This is a genomic window from Pseudomonas sp. EA_15y_Pfl1_P101 (assembly GCF_963970835.1).
Taxonomy (GTDB): domain Bacteria; phylum Pseudomonadota; class Gammaproteobacteria; order Pseudomonadales; family Pseudomonadaceae; genus Aquipseudomonas; species Aquipseudomonas tritici.
On the sequence record NZ_CAXAPA010000006.1, the window covers coordinates 199,305 to 218,740 of the forward strand.

The window sequence follows — 19,436 nt, forward strand, 5'->3', positions numbered from 1 at the left end:
CGGGCAAAAAGCGCGCAGCCTCTTTTTACTCGACAGCGCCTACATGACCGGCATTACCGGTCATTGATCATCAAAATACCGCTCATGCCAATCCACCAGCGGCTGCGGTGAATTGAGCTTCTGCCCGTAGATCACCGAATAAGACAGCACGTTCTGCACATACTGGCGGGTTTCGTCGAACGGGATGCTTTCTACCCACACATCGAAGCTCAAGTGGTCGGCACCGCGCAGCCATCGACGCACACGGCCAGGGCCGGCGTTGTAGGCGGCGGAGGCGAGGACGCGGTTGCCGTTGAACTGGCTGTGCACCTGGCTCAGGTAGGCGGCGCCGAGCTGGATGTTTTTGTCCGGGTCCAACACCTGGGCCTGGGAGGCCAGGGGGATGCTGAACTTGCGCGCAGTTTCCTTGGCGGTGCCGGGCATCAGTTGCATTAGGCCGCTGGCGCCGACGCCGGAGCGGGCGTCATCCATGAAGGCGCTTTCCTGGCGAGTGATTGCGAATATCCAGCTCGAATGCAGGCCGCGTACCTTGGCCTCACGCACCAGGGTGTCGCGGTGGGCCATTGGGAAGCGGATGTCCAGGTCGTCCCAGTACTTCGCCTGGCTGATGGTACGGATGGCCGGGAAGTACCACTTCATGTCGTAGGCCAGCTTGGCCTGGGCGACCATCTCGTCACGGTTGAAGTGACGGGTGACGTGGTACCACTCGCGGCGGCCATCGACGATCTGGCCGCGCGCATAGAACTCCAACGCACGGCGCACGCCAGGCGTGTTGCGCACCTTGTTGACCAGCGCCTTGCTCATCACCAGTGGCTTGTTGTTCAACTGGTAGGGCGCCTTGGAGCGGTCAGCGGCGAGAAAACCGTAGAAATCGCGCTCCCGCGACAGGTTCTTGTACAAGACCAGTGCTTGGGGGTTTTTCGGCTCGGCCAGCTCCAGGCTACGGGCCTGCCAGTAGCGCCAGCGGTTGGTGGTCGCCAGGTCTTGTGGGAGTTTGCGAGTCAACTGATAGGCATCTTCCCAGCGGGCCAGGCGCAACAGTAGGCGCAGGCGCCATTCGGAGACGGTGTTGTCGCGCAACTCAGGGTCGTACTTGGTCATTACTTCAAGCGCACGTGGGTCGAAGCGCTTGGCAAGGGTCAGGCCGATCTCTCGAGCGATCGACACTTTTTCGTCACGGGAGAAGTGCATGCTGCTGGCGTAGCCGTCGAGCAGGGCCATGGCCTTGTCCGGATCCTTGCGTGCCAGGCGTCGCAGGCCCAGCCCCACGGCGTCAGACATGGCCTCGGTGGCCGGCAGGAAGCGTGATGGGTCGCTGAGCATGTCGGGCTTTTGCGCCACATCCACCATCAAGCGGCCTTGGACGCCGAGGGTTGGCAGGGTTTTCACCAGGCTGTTGGCGAGTGCGTAGTTGCGCGCTTCGGCGGCGAGCTTGGCGCGGGCCCAGATTTTCTGTTCGGTGAGTTGGCCGTCAGCCGCCCATTGCCCGAAGGTGACATCGCAGGCCGCCGGTCGGGACTTGCCGGTCATCCAGAGTTTTTCGGCAGTCTTGTAGCCTTCTGCTTTCAGATTGTGAGTGAGCTGGTACTGGCCATGCAGGCAGTCCAGTTCGACAAAATTGAGCTTGGCGTCGTAATACTTTTCAAACGTCTGCCAGTCGTCACGTTCGGCCAGCCAACGCAACCAGCGCAGCTTCATCCAGTTGGCCTGGGGCAGGTCGCCGTTTTTGGCGAGGAACTGTTCGATCTCCTGGTTACTCGCGTTTTTCAGGCGGGCGGTCAGTTCGTCGTAGGCCAGGTAGGGCGTCAGCGGATAGTCCGCCAGGGCCTGGCTGTATTGCATGTAGGGTCCGGTATCGCCCTTGGCCAGGGCGCGTTTGGCTTCATCGTAATATTGACGTTGGGTGGTGAGGTCCACGGCCTGGGCGGATTGAGCGGCGGTGGCGGAAAGAAGCAGACAAGATAAAAAGTTGAAAAGGCGGCTGCGCATGAGACGTCCGTGCAGAGAAATCACGACTAGCACCGGCATCGCCGACACTGATTGCCCCTAGCTTAGCCTTTTGCCCGCGACCGGTGAAAGCTTTGCAGGCCGGTTGGTTCAAGTTCGTTGGAAATGTCCTACAGAACGTGTCGGTAGCGAAAATGCCAGCCGCATCCCACCCTCAACTCAGGTAGAATGCGCGCCCAGTTTTTGGAGAAGCGTATGACCCTGCTCAAATTCAGCGATGTGTCCCTTGCTTTCGGCGCTATGCCGTTGTTGGACAAGGTGTCCTGGCAGATCGCCCGTGGTGAGCGGGTGTGCATCATCGGCCGCAACGGCACCGGCAAATCCAGCATGATGAAGCTGGTAAAAGGCGACCAGAAGCCCGATGACGGCTCTGTTTGGCGCGCTCCGGGCCTCAAGATTGGCGAATTGCCGCAAGAATTGCCGGTGGCCGACGGACGGACAGTGTTCGACGTGGTTGCCGAAGGCCTGGATGGCGTGGGCGAGTTGCTCGCGCAATACCATCACCTGGCGCAGAACTGTGTCACCGAAGAAGACCTGGACAAGCTGATGCACGTCCAGCAAGACCTCGAAGCCCGTGACGGCTGGCGCTTGCAGCAACTGGTCGACAGCACCTTGAGCCGCCTGCAACTGCCGGCCGACAAGACCCTCGCCGAGTTGTCCGGCGGCTGGCGTCGTCGCGTGTTGCTGGCCCAGGCCCTGGTGTCCGAGCCGGACCTGCTACTGCTCGACGAACCGACCAACCACCTGGACATCGGCGCCATCGCCTGGCTGGAAGAAGCCATCAAGGATTTCCAGGGCGCTGTGCTGTTTATCACGCACGACCGTGCCTTCCTGCAAAGTCTGGCCACGCGCATCCTCGAACTGGACCGTGGCGGCCTGATCGACTGGAACGGCGACTACGCCAGCTTCCTGGTGCACAAAGAGGCCTCTCTGGCGGCTGAAGAAACCGCCAACGCGCTGTTCGACAAAAAACTGGCCCAGGAAGAAGTCTGGATCCGCCAAGGCATCAAGGCGCGGCGCACCCGTAACGAAGGCCGCGTACGCGCCCTCAAAGCCCTGCGCGTTGAGCGCAGCGAGCGTCGTGAGCGCACCGGCAAGGCCAACATCCAGCTGGACACCGCCGACAAGTCGGGCAAGCAGGTAATGGTCCTCGATAACGTGAGCTTCGCGCACCCGGGCGGCCCGTTCCTGATCAAGGACTTCTCGATGGTCCTGGCGCGCGGCGACCGTATCGGTCTGCTGGGTGCCAACGGTACCGGCAAGACCACCTTGCTCAAGCTGATGCTCAATGGTCTGCAGCCGACCAGCGGCAGCGTGGAAGAAGGCACGCGCATCGACGTGGCCTACTTCGACCAGTTGCGCCATCAGTTGGACCTGGAAAAGACCGTGATCGACAACGTCGCCGAAGGTCGCGACTTTATTGACATCGACGGCCAGAGCCGGCACGTACTCAGTTACCTGGGCGACTTCCTGTTCAGCCCGCAACGTGCGCGTACACCCGTGAAAGCCTTGTCCGGTGGCGAGCGTGCGCGCCTGCTGCTGGCCAAGCTGTTCAGCAAGCCGGCCAACCTGCTGGTACTCGACGAACCGACCAACGACCTCGACGTGGAGACCCTCGAGCTGTTGGAAGAAGTCCTGCTGACCTTCAACGGCACTGTGCTGATGGTGAGCCACGACCGGGCATTCCTCGACAACGTGGTCACCAGCACCCTGGTCTTCGAAGGTGAAGGCAAGGTGCGTGAATACGTCGGGGGTTACCAGGATTGGCTGCGCCAGGGCGGCTCGCCGCGTCTGTTGGGCGTGACCGAGAGCAAGTCCGGCAAGGCCGACTTGACCTCTGCCGTCGTTGCCCCGGTGGCCGCTGCTGCACCCGCTCAGGAAGCCGCACCGGCTGCCAAGAAAAAACTCAGCTACAAACTGCAGCGTGAGTTGGAAGCCTTGCCAGCGGATATCGAAGCCAAGGAAAAGCAGATTGCGGCAGTAGAAGCAGACATGGCTGACGCGGGTTTCTACCTGCGTCCGGCGGCGGAAACTGCCAAGGTCATCGCTTCCCTGGAAACCTTGAACCAAGAGCTGGAAGTGTTGGTTGAGCGTTGGGCTGAGCTGGATGCCTGAGTGATTCCAATGCATTAAAAAACCCGGTGTTCACTTAGGTGAGCACCGGGTTTTTTATAGGGGAATACAGTTAAATGTGGACGCTGGCTTGCCTGCGATAGCAGTCTGTCAGTTGATACACCTGGCGACTGACACACCGCTATCGCAGGCAAGCCAGCTCCCACAGTTGATTTTCAGTGGTATTAGGAGCTCTTCACCAGTTTCACCGCCAATACATCGCACGGCGCGCCGTGCAGGACATCATTGGCAGTAGAACCCAGCAACAACGCCAAACCGTGCCGGCCATGGCTGCCCACCACGATCAAGTCGCAAGCCTTTTCCTTGGCCAAGTGGTGGATTTCCTGGCGCGGTTGGCCGTATGTCAGGTGGCAGTCTTCCTTTTTCAGGTGCGGGTATTTGAGAATCAAACGGTCCAGGCGCTCCTTGGCCTGGTCAAATTGTTGTTGCTGCAACTGGGAAAGGTCCATCGGCACGTCACCGCCAAAGGCCATGGCCATGGGCTCGACGATATGCACCAGCGACAGTATGGCGCCATTGGCCAACGCAGATTCCTGCGCGCGCTTGATCACCGGATCGCACTCTTCGGTCAGATCGACAGCGACCAGAATATGTTTGTAGGGCATGAGGCGTTCCTCCAAGGGGCTGCAATAAATTCAGTATGGCTGCTTTCAAGCGGATGCGGTTGCGTCAGGTCAAATCCGCTCATCGAAATTCGGGAGTACACATATGACGGTCTGGATAGTGGTGTCAATCCTTGTGGTGGTTCTGAGCCCTCTGGCATGGCTGCGCCCGTCGCGCCATCAGAGCGGGCGCATGGCCCTGCGCATGGAGGCGCGCCGCATCGGCCTGGCCATGCAACTGTCGCCCCAGGCGTGGCCGCACTGGCTCAAGCATGAGCCGCCGAGCCCGTGCGCGCAGTATTGCCGGCCACGGCGCGGCAGCACGCCGGCGCTCTGGAGCTATTGGCAGTTGGAACCAGGGGTATGGGTGAATCAGTGGCGTGAAGTGTGCGTCGATGAAAAGTTGTTGCCGTATTTTGCGAAGCTGCCGGACAACGTCTACAAGATCGAGGCCGACAAGCAAATGATCGCCCTGTATTGGGGCGAGAAGGGCGACGCGAGCGTCCTGAAGGAGATTGATACGCTGCTTAAAGCCCTGGCCTGATAAACAGCCGGCCATAAAAAGCCCGACATCTCATCGGGCTGGAGTTGGCCAGGCAGGCCGGTAATCTGTGTTTTCCGCGTCGGATGTTCATCCAGGCGCGTTACGGTTGTCGCTAGCCTAGCGGCATATCCCATTCTGTGCAGCCTTTTCCCGTATGTTTTCTATTATTGATTGAGTGAATAGCTGAATATTGACGGGTTGCGGGTCTATGACTCGGGTTCTGAAATGACTGGAAAGTCGCGTTTTTCCTAGCCTTTCGAGCGATTGACAATTGCCCGGAATTGGATGAAGGTGGCATACCCAAATCAAACGGGCGTATGAATTGAGCGTTTGTCTGTCAGACGACTCATACAGAATCCCGACTATCGCATTGGCGGGTGTGCCTGGCGGATGGGCTTTAACATTGACGAAATCATCAATGCTCACGCCGTTTCGCCAGCGTTCAATGTGTACTGTTCAGCTTCCATATCGTGGAGATCAGTTGATGATTTACGAAGGTAAAGCCATCACGGTTAAGGCTCTTGAAAGTGGCATCGTCGAATTGAAATTCGACCTCAAGGGTGAGTCCGTCAACAAGTTCAACCGTCTAACCCTGAATGAACTGCGTCAGGCCGTAGACGCCATCAAGGCTGATGCATCGATCAAAGGTGTGATCGTCTCCAGCGGCAAGGACGTGTTTATCGTCGGCGCTGACATCACCGAATTCGTCGAGAACTTCAAGCTGCCCGATGCCGAGCTGGTGGCTGGCAACCTCGAAGCCAACAAGATTTTCAGTGATTTCGAAGACCTCAACGTACCGACCGTCGCCGCGATCAATGGCATCGCGTTGGGCGGTGGCCTGGAAATGTGCCTGGCAGCGGACTTCCGCGTCATGTCGGCCACTGCCAAAATCGGCCTGCCTGAAGTCAAACTGGGCATCTACCCAGGTTTCGGCGGCACCGTACGCTTGCCGCGCCTGATCGGTGCCGACAACGCCATCGAGTGGATCGCTGCCGGCAAGGAAAACCGTGCTGAAGACGCGCTGAAAGTCGGTGCCGTCGACGCCGTGGTTGCCCCGGACAAACTGGCCGAAGCGGCACTGAGCCTGATCAAGGGCGCCATCAGTGGCGAGTTTGACTACAAGGCCAAGCGTCAGCCGAAGCTGGAAAAGCTCAAGCTCAACGCCATCGAACAAATGATGTCGTTCGAAACCGCCAAAGGTTTTGTGGCTGGCCAGGCCGGCCCGAACTACCCGGCGCCGGTTGAAGCGATCAAGACCATCCAGAAGGCCGCGAACTTCGGTCGCGACAAAGCCCTGGAAGTGGAAGCGGCAGGCTTCGTCAAACTGGCGAAAACCTCGGCGGCCCAGAGCCTGATCGGCCTGTTCCTGAACGACCAGGAGTTGAAGAAAAAGGCCAAGGCCTACGACGAAATCGCCAAGGACGTGAACCAGGCTGCCGTACTCGGCGCCGGTATCATGGGCGGCGGTATCGCCTATCAATCGGCGTCCAAAGGCACGCCGATCCTGATGAAAGACATCAACGAACATGGCATCGAGCAAGGCCTGGCGGAAGCCGCCAAGCTGCTGGTCGGCCGCGTGGACAAAGGTCGCATGACCGCCGCGAAGATGGCTGAAGTGCTTAACGGCATTCGTCCTACGCTGTCCTATGGCGATTTCGGCCACGTCGACCTGGTGGTTGAAGCGGTTGTCGAGAACCCGAAGGTCAAGCAAGCCGTACTGGCAGAAGTGGAAGCCCAGGTTAAGGACGACACCATCCTGGCCTCGAACACCTCGACTATTTCCATCAGCTTGTTGGCCAAGGCCCTCAAGCGTCCGGAAAACTTCGTGGGCATGCACTTCTTCAACCCGGTGCACATGATGCCGCTGGTGGAAGTGATCCGTGGCGAGAAATCCAGCGAGCAGGCTGTTGCCACCACCGTTGCCTACGCCAAGAAAATGGGTAAGAACCCGATCGTAGTCAATGACTGCCCGGGCTTCCTGGTCAACCGCGTGCTGTTCCCGTACTTCGGCGGTTTCGCCAAGTTGGTCAGCGCCGGTGTGGACTTTGTGCGCATTGACAAAGTCATGGAAAAATTCGGCTGGCCAATGGGCCCGGCGTACCTGATGGACGTGGTCGGCATCGACACTGGCCACCACGGTCGTGACGTAATGGCTGAAGGCTTCCCGGACCGCATGAAAGACGACCGCCGTTCGGCGATCGACGCGCTCTACGACGCCAAGCGCCTGGGCCAGAAGAACGGCAAGGGCTTCTACGCCTACGAGGCCGACAAGAAGGGCAAGCAGAAGAAAGTGGCCGACCCGTCGGTGCACGAAGTGCTGGCTCCGGTCATCTACGAACAGCGTGAGGTGTCGGACGAAGACATTATCAACTGGATGATGATCGCCCTGTGCCTGGAAACCGTGCGCTGCCTGGAAGATGGCATCGTCGAAACCGCCGCCGAAGCCGATATGGGCCTGGTGTACGGTATTGGTTTCCCTCCATTCCGTGGTGGTGCGCTGCGTTACATCGACTCGATCGGTGTGGCCGAGTTCGTTGCCCTGGCTGATCAGTACGCTGATTTGGGCCCGCTGTACCACCCGACCGAGAAGCTGCGTGAAATGGCCAAAAATGGCCAGAGCTTCTTCGGTTAAGCGCCCAGACGACTAGAGCGAGAATATTTATGAGCTTGAATCCAAGAGACGTGGTGATTGTCGACTTCGGTCGCACGCCGATGGGCCGCTCCAAGGGCGGCATGCACCGCAATACCCGTGCCGAAGACATGTCGGCGCACCTGATCAGCAAATTGCTGGAACGTAACGTCAAGGTTGACCCGAACGAAGTCGAAGACGTGATCTGGGGCTGTGTCAACCAGACGCTGGAGCAGGGCTGGAACATCGCGCGCATGGCGTCGCTGATGACCCAGATCCCGCACACCGCGGCCGGCCAGACCGTGAGCCGCCTGTGTGGCTCGTCGATGAGCGCGCTGCACACTGCCGCCCAGGCAATCATGACCGGCAACGGTGATGTGTTCGTGGTCGGTGGCGTGGAGCATATGGGCCACGTCAGCATGATGCACGGCGTCGACCCTAACCCGCACATGTCGCTGTACGCAGCCAAAGCCTCGGGCATGATGGGTTTGACTGCGGAAATGCTTGGCAAAATGCACGGCATTACCCGTGAAGCCCAGGACGCGTTCGGCGTGCGCTCCCACCAACTCGCTCACAAGGCGACCGTGGAAGGCAAGTTCAAGGATGAAATCATCCCGATGAACGGCTACGACGAGAACGGTTTCCTGAAATTGTTCGACTATGACGAAACCATTCGTCCGGACACCACCCTGGAAAGCCTGGCGGCCCTCAAGCCTGCCTTCAATCCAAAGGGCGGCACCGTGACAGCCGGTACGTCGTCGCAAATCACCGACGGTGCTTCGTGCATGATCGTGATGTCGGCGCAGCGTGCCCAGGACCTGGGTATTCAGCCGCTGGCCGTGATCCGTTCGATGGCCGTGGCGGGTGTGGACCCGGCGATCATGGGCTATGGTCCAGTACCGGCCACACAAAAAGCCTTGAAGCGCGCAGGCCTGACTATCTCCGATATCGACTTCTTCGAGCTCAACGAAGCTTTCGCCGCACAGGCCCTGCCAGTGCTGAAAGATTTGAAAGTGCTCGACAAGATGAACGAGAAGGTTAACCTGCATGGCGGTGCGATTGCCCTGGGCCACCCGTTCGGTTGCTCCGGTGCGCGTATCTCCGGCACTTTGCTTAACGTGATGAAGCAAAATGGCGGCAACCTCGGGGTTGCAACCATGTGCATTGGTCTCGGCCAAGGCATTTCGACCGTCTTCGAACGCGTTTAAGCGTTGGGTTGACGGAAGCCGGGGCCCAGTGCCCCGGTTTTTGTTTTTTGGAATTTTTAATATTTTTTTTCAACACATTTTGTAAGAGGGCCAGAGCATGAAAGTCGAACCAGGGCTCTACCAACATTATAAAGGTCCGCAGTACCGTGTTTTTAATGTGGCACGGCATTCCGAGACTGAAGAAGAAGTGGTGTTTTACCAAGCACTGTATGGCGATTACGGCTTTTGGGTGCGCCCATTGAGCATGTTCCTGGAGAGCGTCGAAGTTGACGGCGAGCAGGTCCCGCGCTTTGCTCTGGTCCAGGCCGAACCGAGTCTTTTTTTCGGGCAATAACGGCAGGTCGCGCAGAATGCTGCGCTTGACCTCACCTTGTTGCCACTATATATAGCGTTGCCGCGACAGGCGCCAACTGCCTTTCTCTTCTCGAATTCAGGAATTTTCCGATCCATGGGCAAATCGCTGGTCATTGTGGAATCCCCGGCTAAGGCCAAGACCATCAACAAGTACTTGGGCAACGAGTACGTGGTGAAGTCGAGTATCGGCCATATCCGAGACCTGCCCACCAGCGGTTCGGCTAGCGCCAGCAAGGAGCCTGCCGCCAAGCGCGGCAAGGCGGCCGCGGGCGAAGGTCCGGTGCTCACGCCTAAAGAGAAAGCGCGCAAGCAACTGGTCTCGCGCATGGGTGTGGACCCGGATCATGGCTGGAAGGCCAAGTACGAAATCCTTCCAGGCAAGGAAAAGGTCATTGAGGAGCTGCGCCGGCTCGCCAAGGATGCTGACACCATCTATCTCGCGACGGACTTGGACCGCGAAGGGGAAGCCATTGCCTGGCACCTGCGGGAAGCCATCGGCGGTGATGACAGCCGCTACAAGCGTGTGGTGTTCAACGAAATCACCAAGAAAGCCATCCAGGAAGCCTTCTCCAAGCCGGGCGAGCTGGATATCGACCGCGTCAACGCCCAGCAGGCCCGGCGTTTCCTCGACCGCGTCGTGGGCTATATGGTCTCGCCGCTGCTGTGGGCGAAGATCGCCCGTGGCTTGTCCGCTGGCCGTGTGCAATCGGTTGCGGTAAAGCTGGTGGTGGAGCGTGAGCGCGAAATCCGTGCGTTCAACCCCGAAGAATATTGGGAAGTCCACGCCGACCTCGGCACTGCCAAGGGCGCCAATGTGCGCTTTGAAGTGGCCCGTGAGAAAGGCGAGGCCTTCAAGCCGCTGAACGAAGCCCAGGCCATGGCCGCGCTGGAAAAGCTCAAGGCTTCCAGCTACAGCATCGTCAAGCGTGAAGACAAACCGACCAGCAGCAAGCCGTCGGCACCGTTCATCACCTCCACCCTGCAGCAGGCCGCGAGCAACCGCCTGGGCTTTGGTGTGAAGAAAACCATGATGATGGCCCAGCGTCTTTACGAGGCCGGCTACATCACTTATATGCGTACTGACTCCACCAACCTGTCGCAAGACGCGGTGGCGATGGCGCGTACTTATATTGAAACCGAGTTCGGCAAGAAGTACCTGCCGGAGAAGCCGAACGTCTACAGCAGCAAGGAAGGCGCACAGGAGGCTCACGAAGCGATTCGTCCTTCCGACGCCAACACTGAGCCGAGCAAGCTGAGCGGCATGGAGCGCGACGCTGAGCGCCTCTACGAGCTGATCTGGCGCCAGTTCCTGGCGTGCCAGATGCTGCCGGCGCAATACCTGTCCACCACCGTGAGCGTGGGCGCTGGTGACTTCGAGCTGCGTGCCAAGGGGCGTATCCTCAAGTTCGACGGCTATACCCGTGTGATGCCGCAGATCGCCAAGCCTGGCGATGACGACGTGCTGCCGGATATGGCTCAGGGCGATACGCTGAAGCTGATCAAGCTCGACCCGTCCCAGCATTTCACCAAGCCGCCGGCGCGTTATTCGGAAGCCAGCCTGGTGAAAGAGATGGAGAAGCGCGGTATCGGTCGTCCTTCGACCTATGCAGCGATCATCTCGACCATCCAGGATCGTGGCTACGTTGCGCTGCATAACCGTCGTTTCTACTCGGAAAAGATGGGCGATATCGTCACTGAGCGCCTGTCCGAGAGCTTCTCTAACCTCATGGACTACGGCTTCACCGCCGGCATGGAAGAGAACCTCGATGACGTGGCCCAGGGCGAACGCGACTGGAAAAATGTGCTGGACGAGTTTTACGGCGACTTCAAGAAGAAGCTCGAAGTAGCAGAAAGCCCTGAGAGCGGCATGCGCGCCAACCAGCCTGTGATGACCGACATCCCGTGCCTGACCTGCGGCCGCCCGATGCAAATTCGTACGGCGTCCACTGGCGTGTTCCTCGGTTGCTCGGGCTACAGCCTGCCGCCGAAAGAACGCTGCAAGGCCACCGTTAACCTGGTGCCAGGTGATGAAATCGCGGCCGACGATGAGGGTGAATCCGAGTCGCTGGTACTGCGTGGCAAGCACCGCTGCCCGATCTGCAGCACGGCGATGGACGCCTACCTGCTGGATGAGAAACACAAGCTGCACATCTGCGGTAACAACCCGGATTGCAACGGCTACGAGATCGAAGAGGGCACTTATCGCATCAAGGGCTACGAGGGCCCGAGCCTGGAATGCGATAAGTGCGGCAGTGAAATGCAGCTCAAGACCGGCCGTTTCGGCAAGTTCTTCGGTTGCACTAACCCGACCTGTAAGAACACCCGCAAACTGCTGAAAAGCGGTGACGCGGCGCCGCCGAAGATGGACCCGGTGAAGATGCCTGAACTCAAGTGCGAGAAGGTCAACGACACCTACATCCTGCGTGACGGCGCTTCGGGGCTGTTCCTGGCTGCCAGCCAGTTCCCGAAAAACCGCGAGACCCGTGCGCCGCTGGTGCTTGAGATCGTGCCGCACAAGGATGAGATCGACCCTAAGTACCACTTCCTGTGTGAAGCGCCGAAGAAGGACCCGGATGGTCGCCCAGCCGTGATCCGCTATAGCCGCAAGACCAAGGAGCAGTACGTGCAGTCGGAAGTGGACGGCAAGCCTACCGGCTGGAAAGCGTTCTACGACGGCGGCAAGTGGAAGGTCGAAGACAAGCGCCAGGGCGCTTGATCGACTGATCCGCTAAATACAAAGGCCGCCTGCACAGGCGGCCTTTTTTTGCGCTTGCAGTGCGCTCGGCTGATCCGTAACACTGTTAAGCCAGCATCACGCTTATTCGTTGTGGAGACTGCCGCATGGCCAACGAACTCTATACCCGTACCAATCAGAAAATTTACTTCGCGGGTTTGTCCCTGGAAGCCCTTGGCCGCGCCGAGGAAGGGAAAGAGATGAATGCCATTGCGCTCGTCCAGGCGGGGCGTGAAGCCGCGTTGTTCCACCTGTACGGTGCCTTGTTGGGTCTGTGCCATGAAATCGCCGGGTTTTACCGTCTGCCGCAGGCCGGTTCGCCGCGCGCAGAAATGATCATTAGCCGCGACGTGCTCGACACAATGGCGATCCCGGAACTGGCCGAGCTGGTGGAAATGGCGCAAAGCCCCGACAGCTGGATCGCGCGCTTGCTCAAGGCGCATGCCGACATGTTCCAGCCGCCGCGTGTTCCCCACGTGCCCAAGGGTGACGTGACCCAGCCGCTGATCGTGGCGGTGGCAGTTGAAGAGGACGAACCCAAGCCGTTGAGCCGGGAAGAGTTGGAAGGCTGGCGCCAGGAGCTGAAAAAACTGGCGCTGCGCTATCGCGAAGGTCTGAGCGAGTGCTGAGAGGGCTCGATTAAAATATGGGAGGGTTGAACTGCCGCTCCCACATTCGAATCGAGTCAGCTCTGCACCGTTCATCAAGCCGTAAAGAAACCTGTCCAGATCGTCAGCGGGGTTGGGTGGATGACTGATATAATTCCCGTCTTTCGTGGAGAACAGACTTTTATGCCGACGTCCTTTCTGGAAATTGTTGAGTTGCCTGACGGCCGAATCGAGCTGCGCCGGGCTGAGGACGAAGGTTCTCTGGTTATTCTGGATTTTTCCGAGGACGCCAAGGTGTTCCTGCAGGGCCAGCACGTGGAAGTGGCTAAAGCCATGTTGAGCGTGGGTGTACAGATGGCAGGTCGCTTGGCTGAAGGCGAACCGGAGAAAGAAGATGGGCCGCGGGTGCTTCACTGAGTCCCGGCGTTGTAGTGAGCGAGCTTGCTCACGCAGGGCTGCGAAGCGGTCCAAAAACCGACCACCGTAGAATATCTGATATATCGCATCAATCTATTCAGGGCCGCTTCGCAGCCCATCGCGGGCGGTGCGACGATTTGACAAGCCCGCTCACTACACACGCCCTTCTATCAAAGGGCTGCGCGACATTTATCCCAATCGAATATTCAAGCTCTGCGCATCGCCAACGCGTGCCGCACTGATCAACTGTTGCTTGGCGGTAGCGTTCAACGGATTCAACCAGCTCACCACCGTATGGCTACGGCCCAGGCGCAAGGCTTCGCAGGTCAACTGCTGGGCACTTTGCGCACCGCGCGGTTGCAGTAACAGGATGCGCTCGCGGTTGAGGCCGGCGTCCCGCAACCAGGTCTGGGTCAGGCTGGCCGGCGGAGCGATCAGCGTCAGCCAGCGGGCGTCCTGCTCTTCGCTCAATTCGCGCAGGATCGGCGCCAGCAGGCTCAGGCAACTCCCCGCCGCACCGCGCAACGACAATTCACTGAACGCCTCAGGCTCGGCGCTCCAAGGCGCCTCGACCGTTTCCTTGAGGATGGGCGCAAGGGGTTGGGCCATGAAGGCCTCGAACAGCGACAGTTGTGTGTGTTGTGGGGTATGGGTGAGCTGCATGATGCCTCCTTTAGCGGCGAATGACGCCGACGCTCAAGCCTTCAATCACCAGGTCCTGATCTTTCAGGTTCACTTCAATCGGGGCGAACTCAGGGTTCTCGGCCAGGAGCCAGACCTTGCTGCCTTCGCGCTTGAAGCGTTTGACGGTGACTTCATCGCCGATACGGGCGACGACGATCTGGCCATTACGGGCTTCGCGGGTGGTGTGAACGGCCAGCAGGTCGCCGTCGAAGATGCCCACGTCCTTCATGCTCATGCCATGGACCCGCAACAAGTAATCGGCGCGAGGATGGAAGAAGGTCGGGTTGATGTTGCAAGATTCCTCGACGTGCTGCTGCGCCAGGATTGGCGCGCCGGCGGCGACGCGACCGATGATCGGCAGGGTCGATTCGTCGGCCTTGGCTTCGAAGCCAGGGATGCGAATACCGCGTGATGCACCTGGGGTCATCTCGATCGCGCCTTTGCGAGCGAGGGCCTTAAGGTGTTCTTCGGCGGCGTTGGGGGACTTGAACCCCAGTTCCAGCGCAATTTCCGCTCGCGTCGGCGGGTAGCCGTTGTCATCAAGGCAGCGCTTGATAAAAGCCAGAATCTCAGCTTGGCGTGGCGTCAGTTTTAGCATGTTGATCGCTCTGTCTTTTTATACAGTGACTGGGATTATATACAGTGGACTGCGCTTGGCAATCATCCTTTTCTACCACTCCGCTGGACGGTCATCGGGCATGCTTCCCACAAGGCAGAGATAGCGCTGCCTACAGACCGTTAGGGATGTGATTAAATAGCGATGAACTACATGACTGCCCGGCCGGAAAGCGAACCCGCAGGCTTGACAAGACACAGTCTGAAACGTATGTTTCAAACAAGTGTTTGTCAGGCGGAGTAGCCATGGCCCAGTCGGAAACCGTTGAACGCATTCTCGATGCTGCCGAGCAATTGTTCGCGGAAAAAGGATTTGCTGAAACTTCATTGCGGCTGATCACCAGCAAGGCTGGGGTCAACCTTGCTGCAGTGAACTACCATTTCGGCTCGAAAAAGGCCCTGATCCAGGCGGTGTTCTCGCGCTTTCTGGGGCCGTTCTGCGCCAGCCTCGACCGTGAGTTGGAGCGCCGCCAGGCCAAGGCTGATCACAAGCCTACCCTCGAAGACCTGCTGGAAATCCTGGTTGAACAAGCCCTGGTGGTTCAACCGCGCAGCGGCAACGACCTGTCGATCTTCATGCGGCTGCTGGGCCTGGCGTTCAGCCAGAGCCAGGGTCACTTGCGACGTTATCTGGAAGACATGTACGGCAAGGTATTTCGTCGCTATATGTTGCTGGTCAACGAAGCCGCCCCGCGCATTCCGCCCATCGAACTGTTCTGGCGCGTGCACTTCATGCTCGGTGCCGCAGCGTTCAGCATGTCCGGGATCAAGGCATTGCGGGCTATTGCCGAGACCGATTTCGGCGTCAACACCTCCATCGAACAGGTCATGCGCCTCATGGTGCCATTCCTCGCCGCCGGCATGCGTGCCGAAACCGGCGTGGCCGACCCGACCATGGCCGCCGCCCAATTGCGTCCGCGCAGTAAAACCACGCCGGCTGTCGCCAAGGTTTGACCGCCCCGGGTGTGCGAGGCCACTTGCATCCGCTAAGCTAGCCGCCATGCCGATTTCAGCTATTTATTCGCAACCCGTTGTGCTCACCGCGCCATTCGCGCCGCGTGAGGGCAACGGGTTGCGTGCGTTATTTAAGGAAGGTTTATGACTGCTGCCCTGCAAGGTTCTTTGATGGTCGACATTGCCGGTACCTGGCTGACGGCCGAGGACCGCCACCTGCTGCGCCAGCCTGAAGTGGGCGGCCTGATCATTTTCGCGCGTAATATCGAGCACCCGCGCCAGGTGCGTGAATTGAGCGCGGCAATTCGTGCCGTACGCCCGGATCTGCTGCTGGCTGTCGATCAGGAAGGCGGTCGTGTACAGCGCCTGCGCCAGGGTTTTGTGCGCCTGCCGGCCATGCGTGCGCTGGCGGATAACCCGAATGCCGAGTACTTGGCCGAGCAGTGCGGTTGGGTCATGGCGACTGAAGTACTGGCCGTGGGCCTCGACCTGAGCTTCGCCCCGGTGCTCGACCTGGACTATCAACGCAGCGCAGTCGTCGGCACCCGTTCCTTCGAAGGCGACCCCGAGCGCGCCGCCGTGCTGGCCGGTGCCTTTATCCGTGGCATGAACAGCGCCGGCATGGCTGCTACAGGCAAACACTTCCCGGGCCACGGTTGGGCTGAGGCTGATTCCCACGTGGCGATTCCCAATGACGAACGTAGCCTGGAAGAGATTCGCACGAATGACCTGGTGCCGTTCGCGCGCCTGAGCAAGCAGTTGGCGGCGGTGATGCCGGCGCATGTTATTTACCCGCAGGTTGACGCTCAGCCAGCTGGCTTTTCGCGTCGATGGTTGCAGGATATTTTGCGCGGCGAATTGCAGTTTGATGGGGTGATTTTCAGCGATGACCTGTCGATGGCCGGTGCACATGTGGTCGGTGACGCGGCCAGCCGGATTGAAGCCGCGTTGACGGCTGGTTGTGATATGGGGCTGGTGTGCAATGATCGGGCGGCGGCTGAGTTGGCACTGACGGCCGCTCAGCGGATGAAGGTCACCCCATCGGCGCGCATTGCGCGGATGCGGGGGCAGGCGATTGCTTCGACGGATTACAAGCAGGATCCGCGGTGGTTGGCGGCGCTTACCGCGTTGCGGGATGCTCAGTTGATCGGCTGAGAACCGCGTCGTGGCTATCGCAGGCAAGCCAGCTCCCACATGGGATTGCATTCCAAAGGTGGGAGCTGGCTTGCCTGCGATAGCGGTCTAACCGTCAACGCTTCTCTTGCTTGTGGGGCAACGGCGCAAACAACGCTTCAATATCCTCATTGCCCAACTGCCAATCCCCGGTCGTGCGCCCATCCAGCACACCCGCCGCCAAGTCTGACTTTTCCTTCTGCAGGTGCTGGATTTTTTCCTCCACCGTACCCCGCGCAATCATCTTGTAGACGAACACCGGCTTTTCCTGCCCGATCCGGTACGCCCTGTCAGTCGCCTGATTCTCCGTAGCGGGGTTCCACCAAGGGTCGTAATGGATCACCGTGTCGGCTTCGGTCAGGTTCAGGCCTACACCGCCGGCCTTCAGGCTGATCAGAAAAACCTGCAGCTTGCCACTCTGAAAGTCCTTCACCGGCGTACGCCGATCGCGGGTCTGGCCGGTCAATAGCGCGTAGGCCACGCCACGCTTTTTAAGCTCCACTTCGATCAGGCTCAACATCGAGGTGAACTGGGAGAACAGCAGAATTCGCCGTCCTTCGGCAAACAGTTCTTCGAGCATGTGCATCAAGCTATCGAGCTTTCCCGAGCTACTGCCCCTTGCGGGCAGGGCGGCGTCGTTGACCAAGCGTAAATCGCAGCACACCTGACGCAACTTCAACAGCGCTTCAAGAATGATGATCTGGCTGCGCGCCACGCCCTTGCGGGTAATCTCGTCTCGCACCTTCTTGTCCATGGCCAGGCGCATGGTTTCGTACACATCGCGCTGCGCCTCGTTGAGGTCGACCCAGTGGATGATCTCGGTCTTGGGCGGCAACTCTGTAGCGACCTGTTCCTTGGTGCGTCGCAGCAAGAAGGGTTTGATCCGACCGTTCAGGTGCTGCAATCGCACATCGCTGGCGCGCTTTTCGATGGGCACGCGGTAATCGCGGTTGAAACTTTTTACTTCGCCCAGCCAGCCCGGCAACAGGAAGTGGAACAGCGACCACAGTTCACCCAAGTGGTTTTCCAGCGGCGTACCACTCAGGCACAAGCGCTGCCGCGCATTCAGCTCGCGCGCCGCCTGGGCGGCTTTGCTATTAGGGTTCTTGATGTACTGCGCTTCATCGAGGATCAGTACATGCAGGGGCAGGGCGGCGAGCTGTTCGATGTCCTTGGGCAGCAGCGCGTAGGTGGTCAGCAGCAGGTCATAGTCCTGCAGGTTGGCGAAGTGTTTCTTGCGCGTTGCGCCATACAACGCCAATACCTTGAGCTGTGGCGTGAAGTGCGCTGCTTCATCAAGCCAGTTGGGAATCAGGCTGGTGGGCATCACGACCATGCACGGCCGGTCCAGGCGCCCGGCGGCTTTCTCAGTGAGAATATGCGCCAGGGTCTGCAGGGTTTTGCCCAGGCCCATGTCATCCGCAAGTATCCCGCCAACGTCCAGCTGACGCAGCGACTGCATCCAACTCAAGCCTTCCAGTTGATACGGGCGCAAGGTCGCGTTCAGCCCTTCGGGCGCCACGCTGGTGAAATCCTTGATATCCCGCAGGCGTTGGGCGAAGTTGCGGATCTTCTCGCCACCTTCCCATTGCAGCGGCAGGTCTTCCAGCGGGTTCAGGCGAATCGCATCAGCCTTGGCCAGGCGCAGCGTGGTGCTGCCGGCTTCTTGCAGGTAGAACTCGCCGAGGGTGGCCAGCACGGGTTTTAGCCGGCCGTAAGGCAAGGCCACTTGCAGCGGACCATGGCCATTGGGCAAGCCGGGAATGTTCACCAGGATCAGCTCATCATCGCGGCGTCGCGCGAGTTTTTCCGGATTCAGGATCTCTGTGTGTGAGCGCATCAGGTTCAGCAGGATCGGCAGCAGGCTCAGCCGTTCGCCATTGACGATAATCCCCAGCTCCAGGTCGAACCAGTCACGTTCCGGCCCTTCATCGACGGTGGCGTACCAGTCATCGACGGCGCTCAGATCGAACCCGAAATCTTCTTCGATCTGCAACTCCCAACCCTCGGCCCGCAAGGTCGGCGAGGCATTGAGGGTAAAGTTCAGCCAGGCGCTGTCATTGACCAGCTCGAACAGCTCGCCGGCGCTTTCCGGCAGGGCTTTGCTCTGACGCGTGGCGATCTTGAAACCGAGCAACCGAAGTTGCTCGCGATAGGGTTGCTCCAGCTCGGGATGCCGCTTGATGCGCAGGCTCTGGGTGTCCTGGCGCACGATGATGTCGGCGTTTTTCTGCCCGCTGACGTAATTGCCCAAGTAGTTGAAGGACAGTGCCGCGCGGTGCTGGATGTAGCGCTGCATCTTGCCGTTGCGCGGTTCAAATGCACTGAACTCGACACTGGCCAACCACAAACGCGGTACGGGCAGCACGTCTTCCATCACCACCTGCGGCAACGCCACGCGGTTTTCCAGCACGGCCTGGAGTTTTTCCAGCAACTCGGCATCCTGTGCGGCGGCCGGGTAGGCCAGGGTTTCCTGGACTTTAAGCAGCACCGCCGCGATGTGTTTGCAGTTGGTGTGCACCGGGCAGGTACAGCGGCTGTCCACCAGTATCAGCGTGCCTTTGGCCGATTCGCGCAGCGAGATGGTTTGCCGATAAACGTTGCTGCCCGAGCCTTCGCAGCTGGCGATGATGGTGCTGTCGCCGGACTCAACGATGCGCACCCGGTTCTCCAAGGCATAACGTCGCCCGCGCTCCAGGCTCTGCTCTTTGAAGCGATTGGCCCACGAAGGGGCCAGGGGTTTGGTCAGCGACGACGTCAGGGCCATGGCGCTG

15 protein-coding genes are annotated in these 19,436 nt (G+C 59.5%); 10 read left to right on the forward strand and 5 right to left on the reverse strand.

Annotated elements, in window-relative coordinates; all coding sequences use genetic code 11:
• Positions 1-60: 60 nt before the first annotated feature.
• Positions 61-1,989: a transglycosylase SLT domain-containing protein gene (locus AACY36_RS11725; RefSeq protein WP_339414874.1), complete on the reverse strand. Its 1,929-nt coding sequence runs from the start codon at positions 1,987-1,989 to the stop codon at positions 61-63.
• Between the two features lie 213 nt (positions 1,990-2,202).
• Between AACY36_RS11725 and AACY36_RS11730 the strand changes: the two genes are divergently transcribed.
• Positions 2,203-4,122, forward strand: a complete 1,920-nt coding sequence (locus AACY36_RS11730; RefSeq protein WP_314563559.1) for an ATP-binding cassette domain-containing protein — start codon at positions 2,203-2,205, stop codon at positions 4,120-4,122.
• Between the two features lie 182 nt (positions 4,123-4,304).
• Here the strand turns inward: AACY36_RS11730 and AACY36_RS11735 are convergent, their stop codons facing one another.
• Positions 4,305-4,745: a universal stress protein gene (locus AACY36_RS11735; RefSeq protein WP_049709433.1), complete on the reverse strand. Its 441-nt coding sequence runs from the start codon at positions 4,743-4,745 to the stop codon at positions 4,305-4,307.
• A gap of 103 nt (positions 4,746-4,848) precedes the next feature.
• Here AACY36_RS11735 and AACY36_RS11740 point away from each other — a divergent pair, with 103 nt between their 5' ends.
• The 7 genes from AACY36_RS11740 to AACY36_RS11770 all read left to right on the forward strand — a co-directional run bounded on the left by AACY36_RS11740 (position 4,849) and on the right by AACY36_RS11770 (position 13,236).
• Entirely contained in the window at positions 4,849-5,286 is a 438-nt protein-coding gene (locus AACY36_RS11740; protein ID WP_339414873.1) for a hypothetical protein, read from the forward strand.
• A 484-nt stretch (positions 5,287-5,770) separates the two neighbouring features.
• Positions 5,771-7,918: a fatty acid oxidation complex subunit alpha FadB gene (gene fadB / locus AACY36_RS11745; RefSeq protein ID WP_339414872.1), complete on the forward strand. Its 2,148-nt coding sequence runs from the start codon at positions 5,771-5,773 to the stop codon at positions 7,916-7,918.
• Positions 7,919-7,947: 29 nt separating this feature from the next.
• The gene (gene fadA / locus AACY36_RS11750; protein WP_026136849.1) at positions 7,948-9,123 is read left to right on the forward strand and encodes an acetyl-CoA C-acyltransferase FadA; all 1,176 of its coding nucleotides are present in this window, start codon (positions 7,948-7,950) and stop codon (positions 9,121-9,123) included.
• Positions 9,124-9,220: 97 nt separating this feature from the next.
• Positions 9,221-9,457 (forward strand): DUF1653 domain-containing protein, encoded by a 237-nt coding sequence (locus AACY36_RS11755; RefSeq protein WP_339414871.1) that lies wholly within the window; start codon positions 9,221-9,223, stop codon positions 9,455-9,457.
• Between the two features lie 114 nt (positions 9,458-9,571).
• Positions 9,572-12,193, forward strand: coding sequence for a type I DNA topoisomerase (gene topA, locus AACY36_RS11760; protein WP_065874836.1), 2,622 nt, complete (start codon positions 9,572-9,574; stop codon positions 12,191-12,193).
• 125 nt (positions 12,194-12,318) lie between these two features.
• On the forward strand, positions 12,319-12,840 hold the full coding sequence (locus AACY36_RS11765; protein WP_339414870.1) for a DUF6586 family protein: 522 nt from the start codon (positions 12,319-12,321) through the stop codon (positions 12,838-12,840).
• A 162-nt stretch (positions 12,841-13,002) separates the two neighbouring features.
• Positions 13,003-13,236 carry a hypothetical protein gene (locus tag AACY36_RS11770; protein WP_010212068.1) on the forward strand — a complete coding sequence of 78 codons (234 nt, stop codon included), beginning with the start codon at positions 13,003-13,005 and terminating at the stop codon, positions 13,234-13,236.
• Between the two features lie 189 nt (positions 13,237-13,425).
• On the opposite strand, the gene sulA is transcribed toward AACY36_RS11770, so the two are convergent.
• Positions 13,426-13,899, reverse strand: a complete 474-nt coding sequence (sulA, locus tag AACY36_RS11775; RefSeq protein WP_339414869.1) for an SOS-induced cell division inhibitor SulA — start codon at positions 13,897-13,899, stop codon at positions 13,426-13,428.
• A gap of 10 nt (positions 13,900-13,909) precedes the next feature.
• Entirely contained in the window at positions 13,910-14,518 is a 609-nt protein-coding gene (gene lexA, locus AACY36_RS11780) for a transcriptional repressor LexA (protein WP_003172575.1), read from the reverse strand.
• Between the two features lie 263 nt (positions 14,519-14,781).
• On the opposite strand from lexA, the gene AACY36_RS11785 reads away from it, so the two are divergent.
• Positions 14,782-15,489 (forward strand): TetR/AcrR family transcriptional regulator, encoded by a 708-nt coding sequence (locus tag AACY36_RS11785; RefSeq protein ID WP_339414868.1) that lies wholly within the window; start codon positions 14,782-14,784, stop codon positions 15,487-15,489.
• A gap of 156 nt (positions 15,490-15,645) precedes the next feature.
• On the forward strand, positions 15,646-16,644 hold the full coding sequence (gene nagZ, locus AACY36_RS11790) for a beta-N-acetylhexosaminidase (RefSeq protein ID WP_339415046.1): 999 nt from the start codon (positions 15,646-15,648) through the stop codon (positions 16,642-16,644).
• A gap of 94 nt (positions 16,645-16,738) precedes the next feature.
• Here nagZ and AACY36_RS11795 read toward each other — a convergent pair whose 3' ends face one another.
• Positions 16,739-19,429, reverse strand: a complete 2,691-nt coding sequence (locus AACY36_RS11795; protein WP_339414867.1) for a DEAD/DEAH box helicase — start codon at positions 19,427-19,429, stop codon at positions 16,739-16,741.
• Positions 19,430-19,436 lie beyond the last annotated feature (7 nt).

Bases quoted from the DNA above. Each gene is read 5' to 3' on its own strand.
- fadA (WP_026136849.1), top strand. From the start codon at position 7,948: ATGAGCTTGAATCCAAGAGACGTGGTGATTGTCGACTTCGGTCGCACG.
- AACY36_RS11730 (WP_314563559.1), top strand. From the start codon at position 2,203: ATGACCCTGCTCAAATTCAGCGATGTGTCCCTTGCTTTCGGCGCTATG.
- AACY36_RS11740 (WP_339414873.1), top strand. From the start codon at position 4,849: ATGACGGTCTGGATAGTGGTGTCAATCCTTGTGGTGGTTCTGAGCCCT.
- topA (WP_065874836.1), top strand. From the start codon at position 9,572: ATGGGCAAATCGCTGGTCATTGTGGAATCCCCGGCTAAGGCCAAGACC.
- AACY36_RS11785 (WP_339414868.1), top strand. From the start codon at position 14,782: ATGGCCCAGTCGGAAACCGTTGAACGCATTCTCGATGCTGCCGAGCAA.
- AACY36_RS11735 (WP_049709433.1), bottom strand. From the start codon at position 4,745: ATGCCCTACAAACATATTCTGGTCGCTGTCGATCTGACCGAAGAGTGC.
- AACY36_RS11770 (WP_010212068.1), top strand. From the start codon at position 13,003: ATGCCGACGTCCTTTCTGGAAATTGTTGAGTTGCCTGACGGCCGAATC.
- AACY36_RS11765 (WP_339414870.1), top strand. From the start codon at position 12,319: ATGGCCAACGAACTCTATACCCGTACCAATCAGAAAATTTACTTCGCG.
- AACY36_RS11795 (WP_339414867.1), bottom strand. From the start codon at position 19,429: ATGGCCCTGACGTCGTCGCTGACCAAACCCCTGGCCCCTTCGTGGGCC.
- AACY36_RS11755 (WP_339414871.1), top strand. From the start codon at position 9,221: ATGAAAGTCGAACCAGGGCTCTACCAACATTATAAAGGTCCGCAGTAC.
- fadB (WP_339414872.1), top strand. From the start codon at position 5,771: ATGATTTACGAAGGTAAAGCCATCACGGTTAAGGCTCTTGAAAGTGGC.
- lexA (WP_003172575.1), bottom strand. From the start codon at position 14,518: ATGCTAAAACTGACGCCACGCCAAGCTGAGATTCTGGCTTTTATCAAG.
- sulA (WP_339414869.1), bottom strand. From the start codon at position 13,899: ATGCAGCTCACCCATACCCCACAACACACACAACTGTCGCTGTTCGAG.
- AACY36_RS11725 (WP_339414874.1), bottom strand. From the start codon at position 1,989: ATGCGCAGCCGCCTTTTCAACTTTTTATCTTGTCTGCTTCTTTCCGCC.